Raw genomic sequence first — 26,237 nt, 5'->3', positions numbered from 1 at the left:
CTCTATAGAATCACATGACTTCCATTAACCGAATTTCGGGTTGAACACGTACATCTACATTGCCGCGCAGCGCTTTGCTAATCATACAAGTCTTCTCCGCGCGGAGGGCGGCTTGGTATAGTTTATCCAACTTCTCTGGCACCGTCGTTGAGGGCACGCAGATCAAGGGACAGTGAAGGATCGACTTCACCTTCATTGTCGGTCTGCTCTCCACATAAATGTGTGAATGCAGGGTTAGGGATTGGATTCCCTCTCGTTGCAGCATCGCGCCGAGCGTAATGATGTAGCAGGTTGCTGCGGCTCCTAGCAGCATCTCTTCGGGATTCGTGCCCGTGCCAGGGCCGTCAAATTCAGTGGGGACAGAGATCGCTGTCTGTAGCTTCGCCGCCTGTATGCGGCCAGTACCATCCAGACCGCCTGTCCACGTTGCTTGGAGTTCGAAGGATTGCTCGCTCATCATGGTTTCGCCTCGTTTCGTCGGGACTATGTGGTTTCATTGTAAAGGAAGCGCGCAATATTCACCAGTGATTTGAGGGATTCTGTCATTTTGCACAAATGTGCTGCGGGCAAAACAAAAAATCGTTCCCGCACCTAATCAGCACGAAAACGATTCTACTTTAGATTGATCTCTATGAAATTGCGTAATTCATGTGTTGGAATCAAAACAATGAAAGCCCTACCTCTCTTCCATCCTTGCGGCTCCAATGACCGCGCCAGTGCGAATTGCGTTACAAACACTTACTGCCGAAACACTTGCGTTGCCTCGGTTTTACCATAAATGAGCTGATGGATTGCGCATTGGGAGAAAAACAAACAAGATGAGGGGGTTATTTTCTTCTCGCTAATTGTTCGTGTGGGGTAAATGAGGCTAAATATGAAGTGTTTTTATGTTTTCATTTCAATCAATTAGAATATTATACTACGGGAAAGTTCCAATGTCAACGTTGGGATTGAGCCTCCCATTTCGGGAGGCTCGCCAACACATCAAAAAACCCGCAAGCTCAATGCCTGCGGGTCCTCCTCTACACCTTAAATTTCTGCAACGAAATTTGTAATTCTTCAGCCAAATCTGCCAAGGACTTCGCAGAGTTCTCGATTTCCTCCGTCGTAGCCAGTTGCTGCTGACTCGCAGCGGATGTCTCTTGGCTGACGGAAATGCCCGTCTCCGAGACGGAGCTCACGATTTTCATCACTTGCTCGATTCGCACGTTCGCGTCTACCAACTGATGAATGTCCGAATTCACGTCTTCCACTTTGAGATTTACTTTCTCAACAGAGGATTCAATGTGAACGAACGACTCTTGCGCTTCCTCCGAAATCGTCAAACCTTCCTGCACTTTACCTGCACCCGTATGCATAGAGCTAACAGCTGCATGTATCTGTCTTTGAATCGTCGAGACGAGATCCGTAATATTGCGTGCCGACGCGGACGACTGCTCAGCAAGCTTGCGCACTTCGCCCGCGACAACCGCGAAGCCGCGCCCCGCTTCCCCCGCACGTGCAGCTTCAATTGCTGCATTCAACGATAATAAATTCGTTTGCGTTGAGATTTCGTTAATCGCATTGACGATTTCGCCGATTTTGTGCGCATTTTTACCCAGGGCTTCAATGACCACATTCGCATCACGCACAGCCTCTGAGATTTCAGACATTTGACCTGCGATCGACACAACCGATTGCTTCCCGTTCTGCGCTGCAAGGGTCGCTTGTCCAACTAACGAAGCCACTACTTTCGCCGACTCATCAATACGTCTAGTACTGCCGAGCATTAGCGCAACAGCTTCATTCGCCTGCATAACGCCAGCAAATTGTTTATCAAAGTCTACCGATAACTGCTGACTCGAACTCGCAACTTGCCTTGCGGCTAGAGAACTTTGCTCGGAACTCGCTAACAACTCCTCCGAACTTGCAGACAATGTAATGGCATTGTCCGCGATTTGCATGACGAGATTGCGCAAGCTTTCTGTCATCGCATTAAACGAGTTTGTTAATTTACCAACCTCATCATCATACGGGTAATCGCCTTTCACAGCTAGATTGCCTCCTGCGGCTTTCTCCATATGTTCTTGCAGCTTGCGAATCGGCGTCGACACAATCATATTCAGCGTGAGCGCGCCGAGCGTCATGACCACAATCGCAATGATAATTGTCAAAATAATAACCGTATGCGAAACCGATGAGTCCGTTTCACTCGATCTCTGAAACTGCTCAGCCGCAGACTCTTTCATGCCGACCAGCTTGTCCAGCGCCTCTACCGTTTTAACACCTTGCGGGGATACCTCAAGATTATAGCCTTGATAGGCAATTTGATTGTTTTGTGTTGCAGCATCGATCGTTTTAACGACAACCTCACGATATTTAACATTCAACTCTTCGAACGCTTTGTACGCCGCTTTCTCTTCTTCATTCAGCGCAATGCCTTCGATCTTCGTCACCAATTCGGTGTTAGTTGCGCGATTCTCATCTAATTTCATTTTCAGCTTTGCCTTGTATTTCACATCCGTTGAGAGCATCATTTCTAACAAATTTGATTGCGTTTCATTAAAATTTGTTTTTAGTTGATTAATCCATTTGACAGATAGCAGACTTTCCTCGTACATTCTAGTAGAATTACTAGACATCTTGTCCATATAATGATAGCCAGTTATCCCAACAATCAGCAAGAACAAGATGGCAATCGCGTTCATCATTAGTAACTTAAAACGTAGATTTAGATTCCGAAGGATAGACAGATTCATGTTCGGTTTTCCTAGTAGCGCTTTGAGTTTCAATGTTTCCATTCTCCCTTCGAGATTAGCTCTTCATGATGATCCTTATGGAACAAAACCTAACATAAGGATGAATTAATTTACCTATGGTTTATTTTACAAAACAGCGCCACTTATGTAAAGAACATTCGGCAATACCCAGTTTACAAAAGGCTTCTGAAACCCAATAAATCCCACACAACCCAATTAGATAAGGGGCAACCGCAAATGGAAACCATTGGCATTATTGTGAATCCGCTTTCAGGTAATGGGAGAGGATCTAACATCTGGAGAGAAATCGAAACCTACCTTCAGTCTCATCACATAGCTTTTCTAGTAAAACTTACCACATATGCAGGCGAAGCAACCCAACACGCTATGACACTCATCCAACACCATCAGGTGCATCAGTTAATCGTCATTGGCGGCGATGGCACCATTCATGAAGTCGTTGCGGGCATGCGCCAGCTTGCTCTGACCTCAGATTCACCATGCTCCATTGCCGTTATCCCAGCAGGGACAGGAAATGATTTTGCCAAAGCGTATAGCATTCCCACACATCCAATTGAGGCACTGCAGATCGCGTTAGCAGCAGCGAAAAAGGTACAAATCGACCTCCTGCAAGCTACCAACCATCCCATTGCAGTGAACAGCATCGGCGCAGGCTTTGATGGGATGGTCGCCAAAGTGACTAACGAAGCCTCCTACAAAAAACTGCTGAACCGCTTCGGTCTCGGCAAGCTATCGTATTTCATTTCGATCCTGCGTGTGTTCGCCACCTATCAACCCTCAATAGCCTGGCTAGAGGTGGACGGAAACACCTATGAGCTTCCGAATATGTGGTTGGCCGCTGTCGCCAATATCCCTTTCTACGGAGGTTCGATTCAAATCTGTCCAACCGCCTCTCCCTGCGATGGCCACGCGGATGTTGTTGTCATTCAGAGCAAAGGCCGTTTCAAGCTGCTGCCTGTGCTTTTCACTGTTTACCAAGGCAAGCATACAAAGCACCCTGCAGTAACGTTCTACAAAGGGAAATCCATTACCATCCGCACAGCGAAACCATTGCTTGTCCAAGCAGACGGTGAGTTCGCTGGCTCTACCCCCGTTCAAATTGAAATTATCCCAGCTGCAATAACCGTCATTAGCGGCTAGTGGTGATCGCGCTTAGACATACACATTCCTTTCCTGATCGGTCCCCAAGGACACTCACCAGGAAAGGAACTTCGCTATTTCGCCGCCTCATCCCGTAAAGCCAGTTGTTTAAGCGTAACATAATCGATTTTCCCACTGCCGAGCATTGGGAGCTTTTCGATATATGTGAGTGCTGAAGGCATATAAATCCCGGGCTGGCCCTGCGCTTTCATCGTTTCTCGCAGCTTCTCCAAGGGGCTGTCTACGCTCGTATGGAAAACAATGATCCGTTCGCCCTTGCGGCGGTCAGGGATATGAACAGCGGCACAGACGGCCGGTGCCTCAAGGCAGCTAGCTACAAGCTCTTCAACTAGCCCCAAGGACACTTTTTCCCCGCCAATTTTAGCAAAAGATTGTAACCGCGCTTGTATCGTTAGAAAGCCTCGCTCATCCAACGTCACAATGTCTCCAGTCGGATACCATTCTGTTGCGGGCACAAAGCCTCGATCATGAATCAAATACCCCTTCATCACATTCGGCCCTCTGACGAGCAGATGCCCGCCAACCGGGATTCCCTCTACCTCTTCAAGCCTGTAGTCGATACCTGGCAGTAATTGCCCGACGGAGCCTTTTTTCGCGTTCAACGGTGTATTCAATGAAATGACCGGTGTCGTTTCTGTCGTCCCATACCCTTCCAAAATTCGCAGCCCGAATTTATCCAGCCACAATTGACGTACCTCGTCCTTCAACCGTTCTGCACCTGCCACAACAATGCGTAAGGAATGCGCAAAATCAAATGGGTGCGCGGTTCTCGCATAAGCCCCTAGAAATGTTGACGTTCCGAATAAAATCGTGATATTCCGATCGTAGACCAGCTCTGGAATCACTTTGTAATGCAACGGATTCGGGTACATAACGACCTTCATTCCTGTCAAAATGGGCAGCATCGCTCCCGCAGTAAGACCAAATGAATGAAACATAGGCATACTCCCCAGCACGATATCCGAACTGTTAAAAGCAATAACCAGTCTGGCCTGATGAATATTCGCCCAAATATTACGATGTGTCAGCACAACGCCTTTCGGCTTACTTTCACTGCCAGATGTGAAGAGAACGACCTCGTTCCGTCCTTCTCCGACTGGACCTTTCTTTTTCAACAGCCAATGAGCAAGTCCTGTCACCTTATCATTCAATGTCAGCGATGTCTTCACATCTTCTAAATAGACAATGTCATAAGACAATTCCGCCCCCTGGATAAAATCAGATAAGCCCGCCCTCTCGATAAATGCCCGCGATGTAAGCACCGTGCTGACTTCTGCTGTTTCACACGCCTCCAGCATCGTCTGACGCCCCGCTGAATAATTCAGCACGGCAGGTGTCATCCCAATTCGGAATAGGGCAAACAGCGTGACCACATGTCCCGCTGAATTAGGAAGCAGTAGAGCAACTCGCTGATCCTTCGGAAGAAGCTTTACCAGTCGAGCAGCCAACGTGTAGCTCGCCATCACGAGCTTGCGATATGTCAAAGCTGTCTGAGTAACGACATCCTCGCAAATTACCATGGCGTTCCCGTGTTTGGCAGCCGACTTCAACAGCTCATTAAAGAGATTATGGGCAGGCTCCAGTTGACTGGCTAACTGATGAGCCAGCATGCCACGACGGATCACTTCCGTTGCTTGTTCTTTCTGAACTCTTCTCGAGAGCTGAGCGTTGCCTGCAGGAATTTGAAAAGGTTCTCCCATCGCAATATGAACCGCAGGGAACCAGCGTTGTTTGATTTTGCCCCTTAAATAAGAGAATTTCGAATGTTCCAGCCCATGCAGCGCAACCGGAATCAGACGAGCCTGCGAACGAAGCGCTAAGTAGCCGATTCCGCCGTACAATTTCATCATGCCGCCTGTGGTGGATATGCGTCCCTCTGGAAAAATAACGAGCGGCGTGCCGTTCTGTATCGTTCGAAGCATGGTTCTGACCGCATAAGGGCTGGTTGGATCAACAGGAATATGTTCCCGTAGTAAGAGCACCCAAGCGAAGCGCTTTGCCATGTTCGTATTTACCACAAAAGCTACATTCTTAGGCAAAATGAAGGCTAATAGTACAGCATCAATGAAGGAAACGTGATTGGGTATGAGCACGGATTTCCCCGTCAAATCCAGCTTCTCTAAGCCTGTTACTTTTACCTTAAACAACCTCAACACCAACAGACGCAAGTACGGAATCATTCGCGTTACCAGCGCAACGATCATCCGTTTATTCATCTGAACTCCCCCTCGAGCCACTCGCTCCCCCGTCAATAGTTCATTCTATGCGCCAAAAAGAAATAAGACCTCAGCATGTATATGCATTGGTCCATTTTTAATGGGATTTAAGTTTGTAAGTACGCTCGTAATCTGCCTGGATAATCCGTAATAATGCCAGTAACGCCTGCCTGGATCATGTGTGCATACTCAGAAATCTCGTTTACTGTGTACGGGTACACGGCCAAACCCGCTGCGCTCGCCGCGGCGACATCTTCCTTCTCGATACACTCATGATGCGGATGCAAGGAAAACATATCCCCAACTTGATGCGCATAACCCGCATGATCGATCAAATTGGCAGCATACAGCAAGCCCGCATTGATTCTCGGTTCTGCCGCTTTTAATCGCTGCACAACTTTATGATCGAAAGACGAAACAACGATATCCCCCCATCGATGGCAGCCTCGCAACAATGCGAGCAACGCACGCTCCATGCGCCCTTCATAACTACGCTTAACTTCCACGTTGATGAGAAAACCTGGGGGACATAGATCGAACACTTCGCGAAGCAGCGGCACCCGCTCCCCCTTATATGAATTTCCGTACCAACTTCCCGCATCCAGCGACTGGATATAGGACCAGTCATGCCCACAAATGAGTCCTGCCCCCGTGGTCGTTCGATCTAGCGTTTCGTCATGACAGACGACCATTTCGCCATCACGCGTTACATGTACATCAAGTTCAATGCCTTGCGCCCCTTGTGCCAGCGCCAATGCAAAAGATGCCATCGTGTTCTCTGGCGCCTCTCCAGCCGCGCCGCGGTGGCCAATTACCATCGGTTTGGATATCATGCCATTCATCGCTCTCCCCACGTCATCACATATCCTGCTGTATAAATTATACGAAATAAAAGAGTCCCGTAGAGCAGCTTTTCAGCCAACTCTCGGGACTTTTATCTAAAGTTAAGGGAAACCGAATGATTATTTACCTAGCTGATGAATTGGGTGACCAAGCGCACCTTCTGCTGCATCCATGATCATTTCCGTCAACGTCGGATGTGCATGAATCGTTAGTGCGATGTCTTCCAGGTTAGCGCCCATTTCAACTGCAAGCGCAAGCTCACCGATCAAGTTGGAAGCTTCTGGACCTACAATTTGACCCCCAAGCAATTGACCTGTTTCTTTGTCGCCGACAAGCTTCACGAAGCCTTGAGCTGCGTTCAAAGAGTTCGCGCGTCCGTTAGCTGCGTAAGGGAATTTACCAATGGTAACAGAGATCCCTTGGGCCTTCGCTTCCGTTTCGCTCAAGCCTACTCCAGCAATTTCTGGATCAGAGAATACGACAGCTGGCATTGCTTTGTAATCTACGATGGAGGCATGACCTGCAATCGCTTCAGCAGCCACTTTCGCTTCGTAGGAAGCTTTGTGCGCCAATGACATACCAGGAACCACATCACCGATTGCGAAGATGTGAGGAATGCTTGTACGACCTTGGTTGTCAACTTCGATTAGACCGCGGTCTGTCATTTTCAACCCGATCAGATCTAGCCCTAGCTCACCATCTGTATTCGGTCGGCGGCCAACAGTCACAAGTACGTAATCTGCCGTTACTTGCTTCTCTTCACCTTTGACCGTGAACGTCACTGTCACGTCGTTGTCGGTTTTTGTACAGGATTGAGCCAACGCTTCTGTATGCACTTCAACGCCAACTTTCTCCAGATTACGAGCAACCAGCTTCGTCAATTCTTTCTCGAAGCCTGGAAGTACGTGATCAGATCCTTCCAACACAGTCACTTTCGTACCGAATTTCGCGTATGTTTGACCAAGCTCGATACCAATATAACCGCCGCCGATGACGATCATGCTTTTCGGAATTTCAGGCAAGTTCAACGCTTCTGTCGAAGAGATAATTCTTCCGCCGTAAGGGAAAGCCTTCAATTCGATTGGGCGTGAACCTGTTGCAATAATACAGTTCTTAAAGCGGTAGCGAGGAGCTTCCGCATCGTTGAAGACACGCGCTTCATGCTCATTGATGAACATGACTTCACCTTGGAACGTTTGGATCTTGTTGCCCTTCAACAGCGCGCTAACGCCGCCCGTTTGTTTAGCAACAATACTGTTTTTCCAAGCTTGTACTTTCGCGAAATCCACTTTCACGTTCTCAACAGTAATCCCCACGCTGTCCGCGTGCTGAGCATGCTCATACGTGTGTGCTGCGGAAATCAATGCTTTGGACGGGATACAGCCGCGGTTCAAACACACGCCACCCCATGCATCTTTATCAACAATTAGAACGCTTTGACCAAGTTGAGCAGCCCGGATGGCGGCTACGTAACCGCCTGGGCCTGCACCAATAACTAACAAATCTATATCTAAAGAAGCATCTCCTACGACCATGCTGTTACACCTCCAAGACGAGAAGCTCTGGATCAGCCAGAAGCTGTTTGATGTAGTTCAAGAAGCTTTGTGCTGTCGCTCCGTCTACGATACGGTGATCGAAACTCAAGGAAAGCGCCATTACTGAAGCTGCTACGATTTGACCGTTTTTCACAACTGGCTTCTCTGTAATTCGGCCTGCACCTAGAATAGCAACTTCAGGGAAGTTGATAACCGGTGTGAAGAACATACCGCCAACGGAACCAATGTTCGTGATGGAAATCGTGCTGCCTTTTAGCTCATTCGGAGACAATTTACCTTCACGTCCGCGAACAGCCAAATCTTTGATTGAAGAAGCGATCGACCATACGTTTTTACGATCAGCATCATGGATAACAGGCACGAGCAAGCCGTTGTCTGTATCTGTTGCGATCCCGATGTTGTAGTACTTTTTGTAGACGATTTCTTGCTTCTCTTCGTCGATCATCGCATTCATCACTGGGAATTGACGGCATGCTGCCACCAATGCTTTCACGATGAAAGGAAGGTACGTCAATTTCACGCCTTTTTTCTCTGCGAGCGGCTTTGTACGCTCGCGTAGAGCGACGAGTGCTGTCACGTCGATCTCATCCATCAATGTCACGTGCGGAGCCGTGTACACGGATTTGACCATCGCGTTCGCGATGATTTTGCGGATACCCTTGAACGGAATCCGCTCTTCTACGCGATCGCCAACGACAACCTGCTGAGGTGCCGGAGCAGGTGCCCCTGATTCAGCTGCTGCTACCGCTGCAGCGTCTGTCGCTGCAGGAGCGCTCACGCTGCCTGCTCCTGTAAAGCCAAGCACGTCCTCGCGTGTCACGCGGCCGTGCTTCCCTGTAGGCGTCACCTCTGCGAGTGTGATGCCTTTCTCTCTTGCCAGCTTGCGCACGCTAGGCGTCGCAAGCACTTCGCGGCCTGCGCTAGGCGCCGCGGCTGGTGCTGGTGCTGCAGCGGCCACCGGCGCTGCTGCCACTGCAACTGCTGCCGGCGCAGGCGCTGCAGCTGGAGGCGCAGCCACGGCTGTCGCCGCGTGGCTGGAACCGTGATGCATCGACGCTGCTGGCATCTCGCCAGTCACTTCGATCGTCATTACAAGCTCGCCGATTGTGCACACTTGTCCGTCTTTGACGGCAACGCTCACGACTTTGCCTTCAACTGGACAAGGTACTTCTACAACTGCTTTATCATTCTGTACTTCCATCAGAATGGTTTCATCTGTTACGGTGTCGCCAGCTTTCACTAACAGCTTAACGATTTCACCTTCATGTATACCTTCACCAAGCTCTGGGAACTTGTATTCAAACAATGCCACGTGTACGACCTCCTGTTACCTTCGACTGTGTATTAGAATTCGAGTACTTTCTTAACGCCAGCAATAACACTTGCAGGGCTTGGCAACCAAGCGTCTTCGATTTGTGCGAAAGGATACACAGTATCTGGCGGAGCAACACGCAATACCGGTGCTTCCAGATGAAGAATCGCTTTCTCATTAATTTGAGCAATAACTTCTGCTGCTACACCAGATGTTTTTTGCGCTTCTTGAACGATAATCGCACGGTTCGTTTTCTTGATGGATGCAACAATCGTATCGATATCAAGCGGAAGCAAAGTACGAAGGTCGATTACTTCGACTTTCACGCCTTCTTTCTCCAACTCTTCAGCGGCCTTCATCGATGTATGCACCATAGCTCCATACGTAATAATCGTAACATCAGAGCCTTCACGAACTACGTTCGCCTTACCAAGCTCAACGGTATATTCACCTTCAGGTACTTCGCCGCGGAATGCGCGGTATAAGTTCAAATGCTCCATGAAGAAGACAGGGTCATTATCACGAATTGCAGCGATAAGCAGTCCTTTTGCATCGTACGGATTAGAAGGAACGACAACTTTAATTCCAGGTGTTTGAACGAGCAAGCCTTCAAGCGCATCCGTGTGAAGCTCAGCAGCTTTTACGCCGCCGCCGAAAGGTGTACGGAATACGATTGGGGAGTTATAACGACCGCCAGAACGGTAACGCATACGAGCTGCTTGCACACAGATTTGGTCAAGTGCTTCGTAGATGAAACCAACGAATTGAATTTCCGCGATTGGGCGGAAGCCTTGTACCCCAAGACCTACCGCAAGTCCCCCGATTGCAGACTCAGCCAGCGGCGTATCAAATACACGCTCTTCGCCGAATTCTTTTTGCAAGCCTTCTGTTGCACGGAACACGCCGCCAACATGACCAACGTCTTCACCGAACAAAATAACGTCAGGATCTCTCTCTAGTTCTACACGCATTGCATCTTTAATCGCTTGAATCATTGTCATTTGTGCCATGACTATAGTGCCTCCTAAAGTTTTTCGTCTGAAAAACTGACGTCGTACGCATCAGCTTTGTTGTTCTTTTTATTTATACGATTCTTTTTGTTCTTCCAAATGCGCAGGCGTCACTTCGAACATGGAGTCGATCAACCCAGCGACTGTCATCTTCTCTGTTTCTTCTGCTTTCTTGATATGCTCAGCAACAGTTGCTTTCGCTTCTTCTTTCACTGCCGCTTCTTCTTCTTCACTCCAAAGACCTTTCTTCGTCAAGAAGATGCGCATACGTGTAAGCGGATCTTTCGGCTCCCAGCCTGATTCTTCATCTTTGGTACGGTATTTCGTCGTGTCATCCGCCAAGGAATGCGGACGGTAACGGTATGTCAACGCCTCAATCAACGTTGCGCCTTCGCCTCTGCGTCCTCGCTCAGCTGCTTCCGTAACCGCTTGAACAACAGCGAGAACATCCATGCCGTCTACTTGCACGCCTTTGATACCGGCAGCAACGGATTTATGTGCAACAGACATAGCGCCTGTTTGTTTGGAGTATGGTGTTGTAATGGCGTAGCCATTGTTTTGAACAAAATAAATGACTGGCAGCTTAAATGCGCCCGCGAAGTTCATGCCTTCGTAGAAGTCACCCTCGGAGCTTCCGCCGTCACCTGTATAAGTAATCGCTACACGCGGTTGATTACGTTTTTTGAACGCCATTGCAACGCCTGTTGCGTGAAGAATTTGCGCGCCAATAATAATTTGCGGCATTAGCACGTGAACATCTTGCGGAATTTGTCCGCCGTGTTGATGACCGCGTGAGTACAAGAATGCTTGATAAAGCGGAAGGCCGTGCCATACCAATTGCGGCATATCGCGGTATCCAGGGCAAATGAAATCATCTTTGTTTAGTGCAAATTCACTACCGATCATGGATGCTTCTTGACCAGAAACTGGAGCATAGAAACCTAGACGTCCTTGACGACCAAGATTAACAGCTCTTTCATCCCATACACGCGTAAACACCATTCTTCTCATTAATTCTTTTAATTGTGCATCGCTTAGATTCGGCATTTTATCAGGATTGACAATTGTGCCGTCTGGAGCAAGAACCTGTAATGGCTCAACCTTTTCTGTGGTCACTTCATAATTTGCTTGGCTGACAAGTGGCTTACTCATACCATTTCACCTCGTATATGATTTTGGTGCCTACTATCTGAACTTCTGTTATAGTATTATTATAATCCTGTTTTGGTGAATTGTACACCAGCAACGGCGTGGTATCTCACCTTTTTTACATCTGATGAATAGTACAGTTCCCGAAAATATATAATACAGTTTACAAGGAACCGACAACTGCTATAATACACCTAACCTTACTTTGAAGGAGATTTTCCATGTCCGATGATTCCCGATTATACAAGCGCACGATTGTCAAAGATGAAGTCACCTCAGTCCTTCTCGGGGAAACACGCCCCTTGAGGATCTATCTCCCCCCTGGCTATAATGAGCTGCTCTCCTATCCAGTTATTTACTGTCAAGATGGGGAACAATTCTTTAATTTTGGCCGAATCGCTACAACGCTTACGCGCTTGATTCTGGATGAAGACTTAGAGCCAGCCATTGTTGTAGGCGTCGATGTCAACATTGCAAATCGAACATCCGAATATGCACCAGAAGGTGAGCGTCACGATCTGTACTGCCAATTTTTCGCGGAAGAGCTTCTTCCGTACATTGAGAATCGCTATCCTGTGCGTCAGGAGCGTACCGAACGCATCCTTGCGGGCGATTCCCTTGGCGGAACAGTTTCCTTGCATCTCGCCTTAGATTATCCTAGCCTTTTTTGCCGGGTTATATCCTTGTCTGGTGCATTTTTCGACATTACCCGCGAAAGAATTAAAAGCGTCGATGACTTGTCTTGGCTTGAACTCTACATGTTGATCGGACTTGATGAAACCGACGTCACAACGGAGCGCGGCACGTTTGATTTCGTTAGAGAAAACAGATTAACCCAGACGCTTCTGCAAGACAAAAATGCCGCGCTCCACTATATCGAGAAGCCCGGCAAACATATTTGGGGGTTCTGGCAACTAGAGTTGCCTGCGACCCTGCACTATTTTCTTGGTTAGCTCCGATGGGGGGCGCTACTTAATCGCATAACGCTCCCTCATTAGCGCGATCATGTCATGTATCTGTGATGGCATAGGATACCCTTCGATCTCCTCAGCACCCACAACCTGAACACCTCTTGCACTTAGCACTTCATGCAGTTGTCTTACAAAATGCTCCGCTGTTAAAGGCGCCTGCAAGCATTCCGCAAGGCTTGCCATACTATCCCTTTCCACGACTGGATAATCCCGTTCAGATGCTGTCCCTGCAGCACGTTCATAGAAGCCGCGCGCCCACGCAGCCTTCTCTTCTCCTTCACCCTCGACAATTAGAAAGGCTTGTACGGAAATAGCGAGTTGTTGTCTCCGCTGCGCAATGCCACAAAACTTCCGCCCCCCAATGCTAAGATCGAACTCTCCTGGGCAAAAGGAACCGATGACTTCTCCTTGATCAATCTGATCTGTTATCGAGATCATAACATCGCGGATCAGACTTACCATTCCATCAAAATCTTTGCGATGCTCCATATCCCCCGCTTCTTTGGGAAGCAACAGAGAAATATTAACGACGCCTAAATCTAACGGTACAGCAGCTCCGCCCGAATTGCGTACAGCGGTATCAAAGCCCTGGCTTTGCAGCCATGCATTCGCTTGAGAAGCCTGAGGAAGTCTACTATCCCTAAGTCCCATTACAAACGCTCTAGGATGCCGCCAAATATGTAAGAGAGGCAGCACCGATTTCCCGATCGCTCGGCAGAGCAGCTCCTCTAAAGCAAAAGCATATAAAACAGAGTCGGAATCATGATCATTCGAACGATCCAGAATCCGAAGCGTGGCTGGCAGCCCTATTTGATTAAACATAAAATGAAGTTCTCCTGAATGAACGTTGTAGTCGTACCCTCCGCATTGTAAGCCAAATTCAAATAAAAAACACCAAAAAATTTAGTTTGCAGCGGCGGGAGCCTGATTAGCCAGGATATCCATGATCCCTTTGAATAAAGGAATGGCTTTATTGCTTTCCGTTGGGTCCATATTTTTGATTACGACCGACACCGCATATTTCGGGGTATCCACAGGTCCGTAGCCGATGAACCATTGATTCACTTTCTGAGCTTTCCCATTTTGAATTTGCGCTGTGCCTGATTTACCCGCCAGCTTCCATTTTGCGCCTAGCAATCCTTGCCCTGTTCCCTCTGTTACGACCTCTCTCATCCAATTAAGGAGTGTGCGACTCGTCGCCGCTGAAATTTTGCCTGCCTCAACATCCAAGCTCTTAACGGGGAATTGCTCCATTTCTCTGCCAGTCTGATATTGAATCTCTTGGACGACTCTCGGCGAGAAGGCCTTTCCGCCATTCAGTAACGTTACGACCATGTTCGAAGCTTGTAACGGGGTCATTCGCACATCCCTTTGCCCGATTGCCGTTTGCATCAAGACGCCTTCGTCATTCTCAGGGGTATGCGCGGCGAACAATTGCCCAGCATCCTCAGAATCAAATTGTGCAAATGCATCTTTCGTATCGGTTTTTCCTGTCCACCCTACCTCATTCAGGACGCCTAGCTTATTGGCATATTTCTCGAGCAGGGCTGGAGACAGACGTTTCATTACGCCCGCAAATACGATATTGCATGACTGCGCATAGCCTTCTTCCAAGGTAAGGGGACCATGGCCATCTTTGCGCCAACAAGTGAACCCATATTTCCCCATGGCTCCCTTGCAATCAAATGTTTCTGTCGGCGAAACTACTTTCTCATCCAATGCCGCTGCTGCCACAACGGTTTTGAAAATGGACCCAGGCGCCGTCGATTTCAACGCATAATTGCTCCAACTGTTACTCGCTAAATCCACTTGGGACGGGTTGTAATTCGGCCTGCTCGCCATGGCAATGACATCCCCATGTGTTGACTCTTGTACAACAGCTGCACCTTCGCGGATACCCAGTTTATCCATTAGCGCCTCGATTTGCCGCTGCACTTGTCGATCCAATGTCGTGATTAATTTAACAGGATAAAAGGAATTGCCAGGCGCGATCATTCGCGCATCTAAGCCTGCTAGCGGCCGTTTGCCCGCGTCAGTGAAATAGGAAATGGACGTCTCGCCTACGCCGCGCAGCCATTTATCAAACGACTTCTCAAGGCCTGCGCCTCCGATTTTCGTCGTCAATTCCAGCTTACCTTTCTCTACATCACTGCTGTAGAGCTGCATCACACGATCAGGGTTTTGTCCGATAAAGCCAATTAACTGCCGCGCCGTCATGCCAATCGGATACCGATCCTCAATCTCTACAACTTTTACATTCGGCAATGCGAGACCTTCAATCGCTTTCGACTGCTGCGCACTCAGTTGAATCGGTTTTCCACCGTCCTGTGTCCCCCATATCTGAGGCTCCTTCAATCCGCGTGAAAATGAGGCCCATTGATCTTTATTAATTTGGAGAATACGGACCAGCTGTGTGACCTCTTGCTGTTTCAATCCGTACTCCTGATTAATCGGGAACGCGATAACGGCTTTTACAATTTGCCCTGTCAGCGGCTGCAGATGACGATCAACAATCTCCCCTCTCCCACTCTCAAGCACAAGCGCACGTTGTCGTTGAATGACCGAATTTTTAACAAGATTAATATCATGAGAGGAATAGCTCTCTGAGGTCGCAATCTGAATCCAGAAGAGCTTTACGACAATGCCAAGAAATAGAAGCACGATCAGGAGCAGCATGAGAAAAATACGCCGTTTTTCTACGGAAGACAATTGATTCACTTTCATAGGCCCTAACCCCTATTACGTTCGAATACTTGCTTTGTCTCCATTATCGGCATTCTCTATGCGATGCAAACCGCTATTTTGCGTTGAAAATCAAAAAAAATCCACCCTCCCTGAGGGAGAGTGGATCTCGATATCGCTTATACTTCGAACTTGGATAACGTATCCGTAAGTGATTTGGACAGCAAATCCAGCTTGTCTGACAATTTTACCAAACCATCACTGATGCTCAGCTGTTCTGAACTTAGGGACGCTACTTCCTCGGAAGTTGCAAGCGACTCTTCAGCTACTGCACTGACATTCGTCATCGCATCGGATAGCACAACTTGCGATTGTTCAAGTGTCGAGATGGAATCACTTACCGTGCTCAATTGAACAATGAAGCCCCCCATATGATTCGTCACTTGTTTGAAAATCGTGTCTGCTTCTTTAACAGCCAAGATTTGCTCTTGGAAAATAGGTGTCGCTGTAGACAGCACCTTAACGGTCTCATCAATCTCGCGTTGAATTGTCTCCGTAATTTGGCCAACAACGTCAATGGATTGTTTCGATTGATCAGCTAGCTTACGAATCTCATCCGCAACAACCATGAATCCTTTACCGGCAGCGCCTGCACGCGCGGCTTCAATCGTCGCATTCAAGGAAAGAATATTCGTTTGCTTCGTCATATTGTTCAAAACATCGAGAATCTTACGGATGGAACGCGTGCTATCCTTCAAACGGTCGACTTTCTCAACCATTGAACGGATCATTTCTTCCGTCAAATTCGTTTTAGAAATGAGCTCTGACATGTACTTCGTACCTAATTCAGAGGATGTCTGAACATCAGCTGCTGCTGTTCCCATCTCCAGGTTGGCCTCAATTACTTGTTTCATCTGAATGCCGATGTGGTGGGTAAGTTCATTCCCCTTCTCGGATTCTGTTGCAAGACCACCAGCACCATTGGAAATTTCGTCTGTTGCGACAGCGATCTCTCTAGCTGCAGTTGCCGTTACTTGAGAGGAGTGCGTCAATTCCTGAGCCGTTTCAAAAACCGCCTGAGCTGACGTGCTCGTCTGCTGTACGAGGGTTGTAATTTGCTGCATCATCACGTCGAAGCTGTTACCCAATTGGCCAATCTCGTCTTGCGACTTGAAATTAGCACGAACGGTAAGCTTCCCCTTCGCACCTTGTTGCATAAGGTTACGCAGGTTAATGAGCGGACTGCCAATCATTCTAGCTACGAAGATACCGATTAGGATCGCCGCAACAGCTGCAACCAACGCAATAATGATCGTGTAGTTGAAAATTTTCTTCGCATCTTTAACAAGTGAACTAACAGGAATGTCACCAACCAAGTTCCAGCCAGACACTTTTGATTTGTAAAAAGCAACCAAGTGGTCATCCTTTGAAATAAAGGAGCCAGTTTCTTCTTCCATCTGTTCCTTTGTTAACTCAATTGTGGCAGGCTTATCGATCTCAGCAATTTCTTTGAGGGCGATATTTTTGTTATCCGCATTCGAGATAATGACTTTACTGTCATCCCCCAATGAAATACCGCTTAATTCTTTAACAAGTGTGTCCGTGCTAAGTTCTAAGACTAACACGCCGCTAGATGAATTCGTTAGTGTATTACGCATCAAACGGCTAATCGCAAATGTATTCGAAGAGGAGCTTGAATACCCCTTAACCTTGCTGTCTAACCAGGTGACTTTCCCTGCATTATCAATCGTTTTCTTAAACCATTCTTCCTTTGATAAGTTTTCCGATAAGGAAGAACCGCCAGACCCCGTGATAACAATCAACTTACCATCTGGGCGATAAAGATGAAGCGTTTTAATCGATTTGTTCGAGAAGGTAACCACGTTCAATTTCTCTGTCAATTGACGCGTAACATCAAGTGCTTCATAGGAGGACGCTTCCAATTTCGGAATCTTGTCCAACAATTCCTGTAAATCCTTGTTGAGCATAATTTGCAACGAAATGTCATCAAACGTTTGATACAGAAAATCTAATTTCTGACCTGCCTGTGTGACCGTTTGCAAGCTTGAATCGGATACTTTGTTCTTGATCACGTTTTTGGACACGGAATAAGAAATAATACCTACTGTCAGAACGAAAAACAAAATACTTACGAAAAACATCAGAAACAGCTTCATACCTACAGATTTCACTGGATTCTCCAGCTTAATGTTGCTTGCACCCTTAACCGCGTATGTACCTGAACTGCCAGTTGCGGCGACTTGTCGACCCCTTCGAACTTGTCCAGCTGCCTGAACTACTTTGTTAACCATGGAGCGAATACCTTGAAGTTTTTTTGTCATTTCGTTCACCACCAATCATTCTAATTCATACTTGATTCCTGTTGCAATTTCGATGAAAAGGTTTACATGACTTGTTATACTCATGTTTCGACATTCATTTCCAATATCCTTTAAAATGTGATCTAAAATAATAAAAAAAAACGAAGCCTTCACCAATATAACGCACACTGGTGAAAGCTTCCATGGTACTATTTTCCTGTTTTCTTACGCATCATATCCCATTTCTTTACTGGCATTTCCGTTTGAAGCCTGATCAGCTGCAGAGGGTGTCTCGCGGCCGTCAACTCTTGCCCTGATTCATCTTCGATGCGACCCACGACTTGCTTGAAGTGAGTGCCATTAGGACCGAAAAACTCAATCTCTTGTCCTGATTTGAAATGATTTCTTTGTTGAATGAGGGCCATCCCCGTCGCTTCATCATATTCCATCACAAGGCCTACGAAATCAAAGCCTACCACCTTGTCCTCAGGCTCAAAAATATGATCCTCATGCCCTGGCGCCTCATAGAAAAAGCCATCGTTCACAGGGCGATTCGCCGCTTTATAAATTTCTTCCCGCCATACCGGATTCAGCACAAAATGATCTGGGTCCTCGAAATACGCATCAATCGCTTGTCGATACGCATTTACAACAGTTGCCACGTAATGAATACTTTTCATACGGCCTTCAATTTTGAAGCTGTCTACCCCTGATTCAATCATATCCGCGATATGATCGATCATACTCAGATCCTTGGAGCCCATCGTGAACGCATCATCGTCCTCCGCAAACATCGGGAAATCCGTTGCCAATGGTGCGCCTTCCGGCTGGTCTTTGGTAAATAAATCGTACTTCCACCGGCACGATTGGGAACAGCCGCCGCGATTGGAATCGCGATCTGTGAAATGATTGGAGAGAACGCACCGCCCGGAATACGAGCTGCACATGGCACCATGGATGAACGCCTCAATTTCAACGTCCACATGTGCTTTAATCTCATCAATTTCTTGCATACTCACTTCGCGCGCTAATACGACACGCTCAATGCCTTGCTCTTTCCAAAATTGGACCGTTTGCCAGTTCATTACCGATTGCTGGGTACTCACATGAACCTCTAGCTCTGGTGCGACGCGTCGGCAGGTTTCCATAATAATGGGATCAGCTGCGATAATAGCCGAGATACCCACTTCTTGTAATCCCCGGAGATAGTCTTCTAAGCCATCTATGTCTTCATTATGTGCGTAAATATTCGTGGCCACGAATACTTTGGCTCCATATTGTTTAGCAAACTCGACGCCCTCACGCATTTCCTCTTTGGAGAAATTGTCAGCATTAGAACGCAAACCATACTTCTGTCCGCCAATATAGACAGCATCTGCACCATAATGGATCGCGAATTTCAGTTTTTCTAAATTACCTGCAGGAGCTAATAGCTCTGGCTTATCGAGCCTTACACGCTTACCTCTTCCTCGTTCTTGTACAGCTGTGGACATCTGGGTGTGCACCTTCTTTCATGTTCAATCAGTTCAATCATCAATCAATAAACTTGTTCTTTGTAGAAAAAGCCATACGTTAACTCACGATCTGGATCTTGAAGCTCCGTGATCGCATCGAGCCATTCTTGCTTGAACTCGTAAGTATCTGGATTCGCTATATAAGCGTCTATCGCCGCTCGGTAGCTTTTCACTGTCGTTTCGTTATACAAAGCGGATTTCAACAAGCCTTCAATTTTCAAACTATCGATCTTACCATCGATCAGCTCAGGCAAATTTTCCAGCATACAGAAATCCTCCGAACTCATAATATGCGTGCCATTACGATCTTCATAAATTGGATATCGCTGATCGCGGCGCTCGTGCTCAATGAGGAACAATCCCCGCTCCTTCGATCGGTCTTCCTCAGCTTGCTTGCCCTGATGCTCCATATAATTTTTGACTAGAGCTCTCTTCGAATGATAAATATTGGTGATTCCGTGCACTTGCACTTCTACGGCAATCTCCGATTTCTCTTTGAACGCCAAGACCTGTTCCATATTTAACTCACGCGCTAATACAACGCGAACTGCTCCCTGCTTGCCCCAATAGTTGGCTGTCGCATAGTTCGTCGAGGTCATCTCGGCATTCCAATGGAGCCCAATCACTTTTTCCAACTGACGAACTGCGATTAGCACAGCAGGATCCCCAAACAGGATCGCATCTGCGCCATATGACTGGATCGCCGTTAAATAAGAAGGAAGACTATGCAGGGATTTGTTATCTAAAATATTATTGACCGCCACGTAGACTTTTGACTCATGTTCATGTGCCCAAGCAATCGCCTCTTGCATTTCATCCAAGAAGATATTCCCTGGAAGCCGCAGCCCGTATCGTTCTTCCCCGATAATGACGGCGTCTGCGCCAGCGAGAATCATGCGTTTCATATCTTCTACCGTACCGCAGGAGATGACTAGTTCTGGTTTATTCACTTTCTGCTTACCCACCTTCTATTAACTTAATCAATCAATTCCGCCTATTTCGATGCTTTATTACTATTGGCAATATTCTTCTTATGCTCTTCAAACGTTTCGGCGAATAAATGGCCTTTCGTTCCATCCTTTTTGGTCACATAGAACACGTAATTCGTCTCTTCTGGGTAAATCGCCGCCTTCATCGAGGCAAGACTGGGGCTAGCAATAGGACCAGGAGGCAATCCCGTATTCAAATACGTATTATAAGGACTTTGGATCTGGAGATCCTTCTCCAGCAATCGCTCTTTGGGCTTATCGAATAAATACTGGATCGTTGCGTCAATTTGAAGCGGCATGTTCATCTTCAAGCGATTCACGATCACCCCTGAGACAAGTGCACGCTCCTCATCAACGACAACCTCACGTTCAATTAGGGAAGCAATTGTCAGCATTTGATGAATCGATAAACCTCTTGCTTTCAGCTTGTCTTTCCAGTCGAAAGGCAATGAAACCAGCTTCTTATCCAGCTCTTGCAAGGAACGCTCGATGAATTCCTGCTCGGTCGAGCCTTTTTTAAACTCATAGGTTTCTGGGAATATATAGCCTTCTAAGCGATGCCTTACATTCTTATTATCGGGTATGGAAGCCGTCATGTCATTTTTAAATCGAGTGGAATCATCCACCAGCTTCAAGAAAGCATCTTTTTTCCAAGCGGTTTGCTCGCCAATTTTCGCAGCTATTTGTTCAATGGTGTAGCCCTCAGGAATCGTGATGCGAATCATTTCTTCCTTGATGACATCCCCCTCATTCAGCTTATCAATCATTTGAACGAAGGTCATACCTGGTTTCATCGCATACTCCCCAGCTTGGAACTTAGAGCCTTGTTTTTTGTATTTTAAGTAGTACATGAAAATGGATGAATTCTTTATAAGTCCCTTTGTTTTCAACTCTTCGGCAATTTGATTGGAGCTTGATCCTTGCGGGATGGATACACGTACCTCTTGATCAGAGGCTTCTACGGGCTGTAACGCGCTCGCGATGAATAATCCAAGCCCAGCAACAGTCCCGATGGCAAGCAGCAGAACGATGCTAATGATGAGGAGAATCCATTTCAGCTTACTTCGCCTTGGCTTTTCTGATTCTTCTTGCTCCTGCATGGTGTTCACAACGCATCTAGACCCCCTATGAGTAGTACTCGTCTCTTCCATATTTACTATAGACTGCCATTCGATCCATAACCATATGCACAACAAAACCGAGCGGATGCTATCCGCTCGGTTATCTTCTTACAAGTCGTCCTGCTCAGGAAACATCATCTCGTCATATAATTCAGAAACCGTTTCCCACTCATCGTCGTCGTCAATCGTAACTAATTCGTATTCGCCGTCAGCGCTAGTGACTACTCGAAAAAGGGCAACTTCGTCGTCCTTTTTCAGTTCATCCGATTGCATAACTGCATACGTCTGGTTCTCATAAACGAATTCTTTCAGAAGATGATAAACCGTCTGCTCACTTTGATCATCAGACAACAGGATATCATCCCCGTAAGTTTTACGCAATACATCTGAAGGCGTCGTACTCATGCTTCGTCCTCTTCGAACTCGGCCATTAATGTATTAAATGTTTCTTCAACGATATTCCATTCTTCTTCATCATCGATGGTGAACAGCTTCAAATCCTCGCCATCGTCGTCTTCTTCGTAACGGAATGCGTACACTTCATCGGATTCTTCGTCTCCGCCGTCAGTAGGCACAACCATCATGTATTTCTTATCTGAACCGTCCACTTCGAATTTCATGATAACCTCGAACTCTTCTTCGTTGCCTTCATCGTCCGGAATGTAAATGATTTCTGGTTCTTCTTCACGCAATTCTTCTTTGGACATGTTCATTCACCTCTTCATATTGGCATCCATGTAGCCTTGCAGAATAAGCTGAGCAGCCATTTTATCAATAACCTGCTTCCGTTTCTTCCGACTCACATCGGCTTCAAGAAGCGTACGCGTGGCGGCAACGGTCGTCAATCGCTCATCCCAAAGGTGTACAGGAACACTTATCTTTTGTTTTAGTTCTTCTGAAAATGCGATCGCAATCTCACCGCGAGGTCCAATCGTATTATTCATATTCTTGGGTAACCCGATAATGACTTGCGATACACCATATTCACTAATTAATTGGAGCAGCCGCTCCATATCGGCACCCGGCTTTTCACGACGAATCACTTCAAGCCCTTGAGCCGTCCATCCCAGCTCATCGCTCATGGCAACACCAATCGTTTTATCCCCATAATCTAAACCCATCCAGCGCATGTCGATCTCTTTTCTACGATTTGTGTTGACCCAGATAGGCACGAACTAATTCTTCAATCAGTTCATCCCGTTCCCGTTTCCGAATGAGGCTTCTCGCATTATTGTGACGCGGAATGTAGGCAGGATCTCCCGAAAGCAAATAACCGACAATCTGGTTAATCGGATTATACCCTTTTTCCTGAAGAGCATCATATACCGCCAATAATACATCCTTCGGCGAAGTTTCAATTTCTTCCGCCTTCACATTGAACTTCATCGTTTTGTCCATGGAACTCATCAGGAGCACCCCACTTCCTTGTGACCTTTTGTAAAATATTCGAAAATTGTTCCTGTCATACAAGTGATATATTCTCTATGGTTTCAAAAATTCCTGTCCACCAAAAAAATAATTATACAAATTGAGACAGGAGTCCCTCTACACTGGCTAATGCAGCTTGCAGCTTAGAAGCATCTTTACCGCCAGCTTGCGCCATATCAGGACGTCCGCCGCCGCTGCCGCCAACAGCCGCAGCAACCTCTTTAATGATTTTACCCGCATGGAATCCCTTGGAAACAAGATCAGGCGTGACAGCTGCAACGAGATTCACTTTGTCCTCCGTCGCTGCGCCAAGCACGATAACAGCGGAGCCTAATTTGACTTTCATTTCATCCACGATGTTACGAAGGGAATCCATATCGGCCGCATTCACTTGAGCAGCCAGAACGGATACTCCTGCAGCTTGCTTCACTTGATCCGTTAAGGAACCCGCTTCAATGCGGCCTAATTTACCGCGAAGCGACTCATTTTCTCGGGATAACTCTTTCAATTGCTGCAATGTCGCATCAACACGTTTAGGAACATCAAGAATGTTCGATTTGAGCATGCCAGCAGCTTCCTTCAGCAATTGCAATTGACCATCCAGGTATTCATAAGCGCTGCGTCCAGAAACAGCCTCAATCCGACGTACGCCGGAGCCAATCCCTGATTCGCTTACGATTTTGAACAAACCGATTTGGCCTGTATTCTGCACGTGACAGCCTCCACAAAGCTCCAAGGAGTAGTCGCCAACTTGAACGACTCGTACGATATCACCGTACTTCTCACCAAACAACGCCATAGCCCCCATCGCTTTCGCATCATTGATGTCTTTCAAGGAGATATCCACGTTCGTGCTATTCCAAATTTGACGATTCACACGTTGTTCAACATCTTGCAATTCTTCAGCCGTAATACTGCCAAAGTGGGAGAAGTCGAAACGCAGACGATCTGGTTCCACAAGGGAACCCGCCTGATTAACATGTGTCCCCAACACTTCTTTGAGCGCTTTGTGAAGCAAATGTGTCGCTGTATGGTTCTTGATGATATCGTTGCGCTCAGAGGATGAGACAGCTGCCTCTACTGCATCGCCTTGGCGTAGAACACCAGACTCTACAATCACTTTGTGAATAGGCTGACCGTGAGGAGCTTTGACTACATCAATGACTTTCAACGTCACTTGGTCGCCCCGGATTGTCCCCTGATCACCAACTTGACCGCCGCTCTCCGCATAGAAAGGCGTCCGATCCAAAATCACTTGGCAGGACTCGCCAACACCAACAAGATCGACAAGCTCATTCTCATGCACGATGGCAACAATATTGCTACTTACTACCAACTCATTATATCCAACAAATTCGGATTTAACCGTTAATTCCGACAGCGGTCCGCCTTGAACCTTCATCCCGCCTTCCTTGCTGCTAGCGGCACGCGCACGATCGCGCTGCTCTTGCATAGCTGCATCGAAACCTTTACGATCAACAGTCAACCCTTTTTCAGCTGCAAAATCTTCTGTTAAGTCGAATGGGAAACCATACGTATCATACAGCTTGAATGCGTCAGGTCCGCTAATTTGATTCGTACCCGCTTGCTGTGTCTTCTGAACCATCTCACCAAGAATAATTAAACCGTCGCTTAACGTCTCATGGAAACGTTCTTCTTCGGTACGAATCACTTTCTCAATAAACTCACGCTTATCGACAACTTCCGTATAATAAACGCCCATGATTTCTCCTACGGTCGGCACAAGCTTGAACAGGAACGGTTTATCCATACCCAACACTTTCCCGTAACGCACCGCACGGCGCAGCAAGCGACGAATGACGTAGCCCCGGCCTTCATTAGACGGCAGAACACCATCGCCAACAGAGAAAGCAACGGTACGAATATGGTCAGCGATAACCTTCAGTGCAACATCATGATCCTCGTTCGCGTGGTAAGTAACACCTGTTAACTCACACGTTTTGTCGATAATCGGCTTGAACAGATCCGTGTCAAAGTTGGAATCCACATCTTGAAGAATGGATGCGAAGCGCTCTAGACCCGCGCCTGTATCAATGTTCTTGTTCGGAAGCGGTGTGTAGCTGCCATCCGAGTTGTGGTTGAACTGTGTGAAAACCAAGTTCCACACTTCGAGGAAGCGCTCATTCTCTCCGCCAGGCCAGCATTCTGGATCGGACAAGTCTCCGTATTTGTCGCCGCGATCATAGAAAATTTCTGTACATGGGCCGCACGGACCTTCGCCGATATCCCAAAAGTTATCTTCTTTCAACTTATAGATGCGCTCTTCGGGAATCCCGATTTGCTTGTTCCAAATGTCGAAAGCTTCCTCGTCATCCTCGTGAACGGTAACGGAAATTCGATTCGGATCAAATCCAATCCATTGCGGATCGGTAAGAAACTCCCACGCCCACGGGATAACTTCTTTCTTGAAGTAATCGCCGATGGAGAAATTGCCTAGCATTTCAAAGAACGTATGATGTCTGCGCGTTTTGCCTACATTCTCGATATCATTCGTACGAATACACTTCTGCGCGTTAGTAATACGCGGATTCTCAGGAATTTCACGGCCATCCAAATAAGGCTTCAGTGGCGCGATCCCCGCATTAATCCACAACAGGGAAGGATCATTATGAGGAACTAAGGAAGAGCTGGGCTCAACTTTATGTCCTTTACTGGCAAAAAACTGCAACCATTTTGAGCGAATTTCACTTGCTTTCATCTCCGTGAGCCTCCATCTTTAGATTAGGTTGTGTTCATAAACAAACAAAAAACGCCCCTGTATTGAACAGGGACGAATCATCGCGGTACCACCCTGGTTATTGCATTCGTACTCCCCAGCGGTCAGCTTAGGGCGAATCCAATCTCCTTGTGCGGATCTGTAACGGGTCCAACCGGTGGAGTTCATCCACACTCCGAAACGAGCTTTGGGCCATCCTAACACCGAAAGGTTCTTCCAGCCGATCCTCACAGCACTTTGCTGCCAAGCGGAACCTTCTCTCTGACGATGGGTTATGGCTTACTAAGTTTCATCAACGCTTTCATTCATTCAGCTATAGATAAGGCAAATTATAACTATATGGGAGTTGTGTGTCAATATGAGGGTCTGGAATTAATAGTTGACAATGATTCTCAACATAAGTATACTCAAATTATTGATAATGATTTTCATTATCGAACTTAAATGGACAGCTTGTTATTTAATCAC

Annotated in this window: 21 protein-coding genes; 2 read left to right on the top strand and 19 right to left on the bottom strand. The window is 47.1% G+C overall.

Annotation, left to right across the window (positions count from 1 at the left end; genetic code table 11):
• Positions 1 to 10: 10 nt before the first annotated feature.
• Both MJB10_RS07415 and MJB10_RS07410 read right to left on the bottom strand, forming a co-directional pair.
• The gene (locus MJB10_RS07415; RefSeq protein ID WP_314803081.1) at positions 11 to 460 is read right to left on the bottom strand and encodes an OsmC family protein; all 450 of its coding nucleotides are present in this window, start codon (positions 458 to 460) and stop codon (positions 11 to 13) included.
• Between the two features lie 562 nt (positions 461 to 1,022).
• Entirely contained in the window at positions 1,023 to 2,738 is a 1,716-nt protein-coding gene (locus tag MJB10_RS07410) for a methyl-accepting chemotaxis protein (protein WP_314805514.1), read from the bottom strand.
• A 237-nt stretch (positions 2,739 to 2,975) separates the two neighbouring features.
• Here MJB10_RS07410 and MJB10_RS07405 point away from each other — a divergent pair, with 237 nt between their 5' ends.
• Complete coding sequence (locus MJB10_RS07405; protein ID WP_314803080.1) at positions 2,976 to 3,899, top strand: diacylglycerol/lipid kinase family protein; 924 nt, start codon at positions 2,976 to 2,978, stop codon at positions 3,897 to 3,899.
• A gap of 74 nt (positions 3,900 to 3,973) precedes the next feature.
• Here MJB10_RS07405 and MJB10_RS07400 read toward each other — a convergent pair whose 3' ends face one another.
• The 6 genes from MJB10_RS07400 to pdhA all read right to left on the bottom strand — a co-directional run bounded on the left by MJB10_RS07400 (position 3,974) and on the right by pdhA (position 12,009).
• Positions 3,974 to 6,136, bottom strand: a complete 2,163-nt coding sequence (locus MJB10_RS07400) for an AMP-binding protein (protein WP_314803077.1) — start codon at positions 6,134 to 6,136, stop codon at positions 3,974 to 3,976.
• A gap of 107 nt (positions 6,137 to 6,243) precedes the next feature.
• Entirely contained in the window at positions 6,244 to 6,978 is a 735-nt protein-coding gene (locus MJB10_RS07395; protein WP_314803075.1) for a glycerophosphodiester phosphodiesterase, read from the bottom strand.
• A gap of 120 nt (positions 6,979 to 7,098) precedes the next feature.
• Positions 7,099 to 8,514 carry a dihydrolipoyl dehydrogenase gene (gene lpdA / locus MJB10_RS07390; RefSeq protein WP_314803073.1) on the bottom strand — a complete coding sequence of 472 codons (1,416 nt, stop codon included), beginning with the start codon at positions 8,512 to 8,514 and terminating at the stop codon, positions 7,099 to 7,101.
• A gap of 4 nt (positions 8,515 to 8,518) precedes the next feature.
• Positions 8,519 to 9,847 (bottom strand): dihydrolipoamide acetyltransferase family protein, encoded by a 1,329-nt coding sequence (locus MJB10_RS07385; RefSeq protein WP_314803071.1) that lies wholly within the window; start codon positions 9,845 to 9,847, stop codon positions 8,519 to 8,521.
• Positions 9,848 to 9,879: 32 nt separating this feature from the next.
• Complete coding sequence (locus MJB10_RS07380) at positions 9,880 to 10,857, bottom strand: alpha-ketoacid dehydrogenase subunit beta (RefSeq protein WP_314803069.1); 978 nt, start codon at positions 10,855 to 10,857, stop codon at positions 9,880 to 9,882.
• Between the two features lie 69 nt (positions 10,858 to 10,926).
• Positions 10,927 to 12,009 (bottom strand): pyruvate dehydrogenase (acetyl-transferring) E1 component subunit alpha, encoded by a 1,083-nt coding sequence (gene pdhA / locus MJB10_RS07375; RefSeq protein WP_314803067.1) that lies wholly within the window; start codon positions 12,007 to 12,009, stop codon positions 10,927 to 10,929.
• Between the two features lie 218 nt (positions 12,010 to 12,227).
• Here pdhA and MJB10_RS07370 point away from each other — a divergent pair, with 218 nt between their 5' ends.
• The gene (locus MJB10_RS07370; protein WP_314803065.1) at positions 12,228 to 12,959 is read left to right on the top strand and encodes an alpha/beta hydrolase; all 732 of its coding nucleotides are present in this window, start codon (positions 12,228 to 12,230) and stop codon (positions 12,957 to 12,959) included.
• 15 nt (positions 12,960 to 12,974) lie between these two features.
• Here MJB10_RS07370 and MJB10_RS07365 read toward each other — a convergent pair whose 3' ends face one another.
• From MJB10_RS07365 to alaS, 11 genes are all read right to left on the bottom strand, one after another.
• Complete coding sequence (locus MJB10_RS07365) at positions 12,975 to 13,799, bottom strand: lipoate--protein ligase family protein (RefSeq protein WP_314803063.1); 825 nt, start codon at positions 13,797 to 13,799, stop codon at positions 12,975 to 12,977.
• A gap of 81 nt (positions 13,800 to 13,880) precedes the next feature.
• Complete coding sequence (locus MJB10_RS07360) at positions 13,881 to 15,701, bottom strand: peptidoglycan D,D-transpeptidase FtsI family protein (RefSeq protein WP_314803061.1); 1,821 nt, start codon at positions 15,699 to 15,701, stop codon at positions 13,881 to 13,883.
• A 137-nt stretch (positions 15,702 to 15,838) separates the two neighbouring features.
• Positions 15,839 to 18,001 carry a methyl-accepting chemotaxis protein gene (locus tag MJB10_RS07355; protein ID WP_314803059.1) on the bottom strand — a complete coding sequence of 721 codons (2,163 nt, stop codon included), beginning with the start codon at positions 17,999 to 18,001 and terminating at the stop codon, positions 15,839 to 15,841.
• Between the two features lie 188 nt (positions 18,002 to 18,189).
• Positions 18,190 to 19,473: a peptidase U32 family protein gene (locus tag MJB10_RS07350; RefSeq protein WP_314803058.1), complete on the bottom strand. Its 1,284-nt coding sequence runs from the start codon at positions 19,471 to 19,473 to the stop codon at positions 18,190 to 18,192.
• 44 nt (positions 19,474 to 19,517) lie between these two features.
• Positions 19,518 to 20,444 carry a peptidase U32 family protein gene (locus MJB10_RS07345; RefSeq protein ID WP_314803056.1) on the bottom strand — a complete coding sequence of 309 codons (927 nt, stop codon included), beginning with the start codon at positions 20,442 to 20,444 and terminating at the stop codon, positions 19,518 to 19,520.
• 44 nt (positions 20,445 to 20,488) lie between these two features.
• Positions 20,489 to 21,583: an endolytic transglycosylase MltG gene (mltG, locus tag MJB10_RS07340; protein ID WP_314805513.1), complete on the bottom strand. Its 1,095-nt coding sequence runs from the start codon at positions 21,581 to 21,583 to the stop codon at positions 20,489 to 20,491.
• A 129-nt stretch (positions 21,584 to 21,712) separates the two neighbouring features.
• Positions 21,713 to 22,009 carry a DUF1292 domain-containing protein gene (locus MJB10_RS07335; protein ID WP_314803054.1) on the bottom strand — a complete coding sequence of 99 codons (297 nt, stop codon included), beginning with the start codon at positions 22,007 to 22,009 and terminating at the stop codon, positions 21,713 to 21,715.
• Positions 22,006 to 22,311: a DUF1292 domain-containing protein gene (locus tag MJB10_RS07330; RefSeq protein ID WP_314803052.1), complete on the bottom strand. Its 306-nt coding sequence runs from the start codon at positions 22,309 to 22,311 to the stop codon at positions 22,006 to 22,008. The genes MJB10_RS07335 and MJB10_RS07330 overlap by 4 nt, the downstream gene beginning before the upstream one ends.
• A 6-nt stretch (positions 22,312 to 22,317) precedes the next feature.
• Entirely contained in the window at positions 22,318 to 22,734 is a 417-nt protein-coding gene (ruvX, locus tag MJB10_RS07325; RefSeq protein ID WP_314803051.1) for a Holliday junction resolvase RuvX, read from the bottom strand.
• 13 nt (positions 22,735 to 22,747) lie between these two features.
• Entirely contained in the window at positions 22,748 to 23,011 is a 264-nt protein-coding gene (locus MJB10_RS07320; protein ID WP_314803049.1) for an IreB family regulatory phosphoprotein, read from the bottom strand.
• A 112-nt stretch (positions 23,012 to 23,123) separates the two neighbouring features.
• Positions 23,124 to 25,751: an alanine--tRNA ligase gene (gene alaS, locus MJB10_RS07315; protein ID WP_314803047.1), complete on the bottom strand. Its 2,628-nt coding sequence runs from the start codon at positions 25,749 to 25,751 to the stop codon at positions 23,124 to 23,126.
• Positions 25,752 to 26,237 lie beyond the last annotated feature (486 nt).

The sequence above is a fragment of the Paenibacillus sp. MBLB1832 genome, assembly GCF_032271945.1.
GTDB classification, from domain to species: Bacteria; Bacillota; Bacilli; order Paenibacillales; family NBRC-103111; genus Paenibacillus_E; species Paenibacillus_E roseopurpureus.
This window is presented reverse-complemented; position numbering and strand designations above follow the sequence as displayed.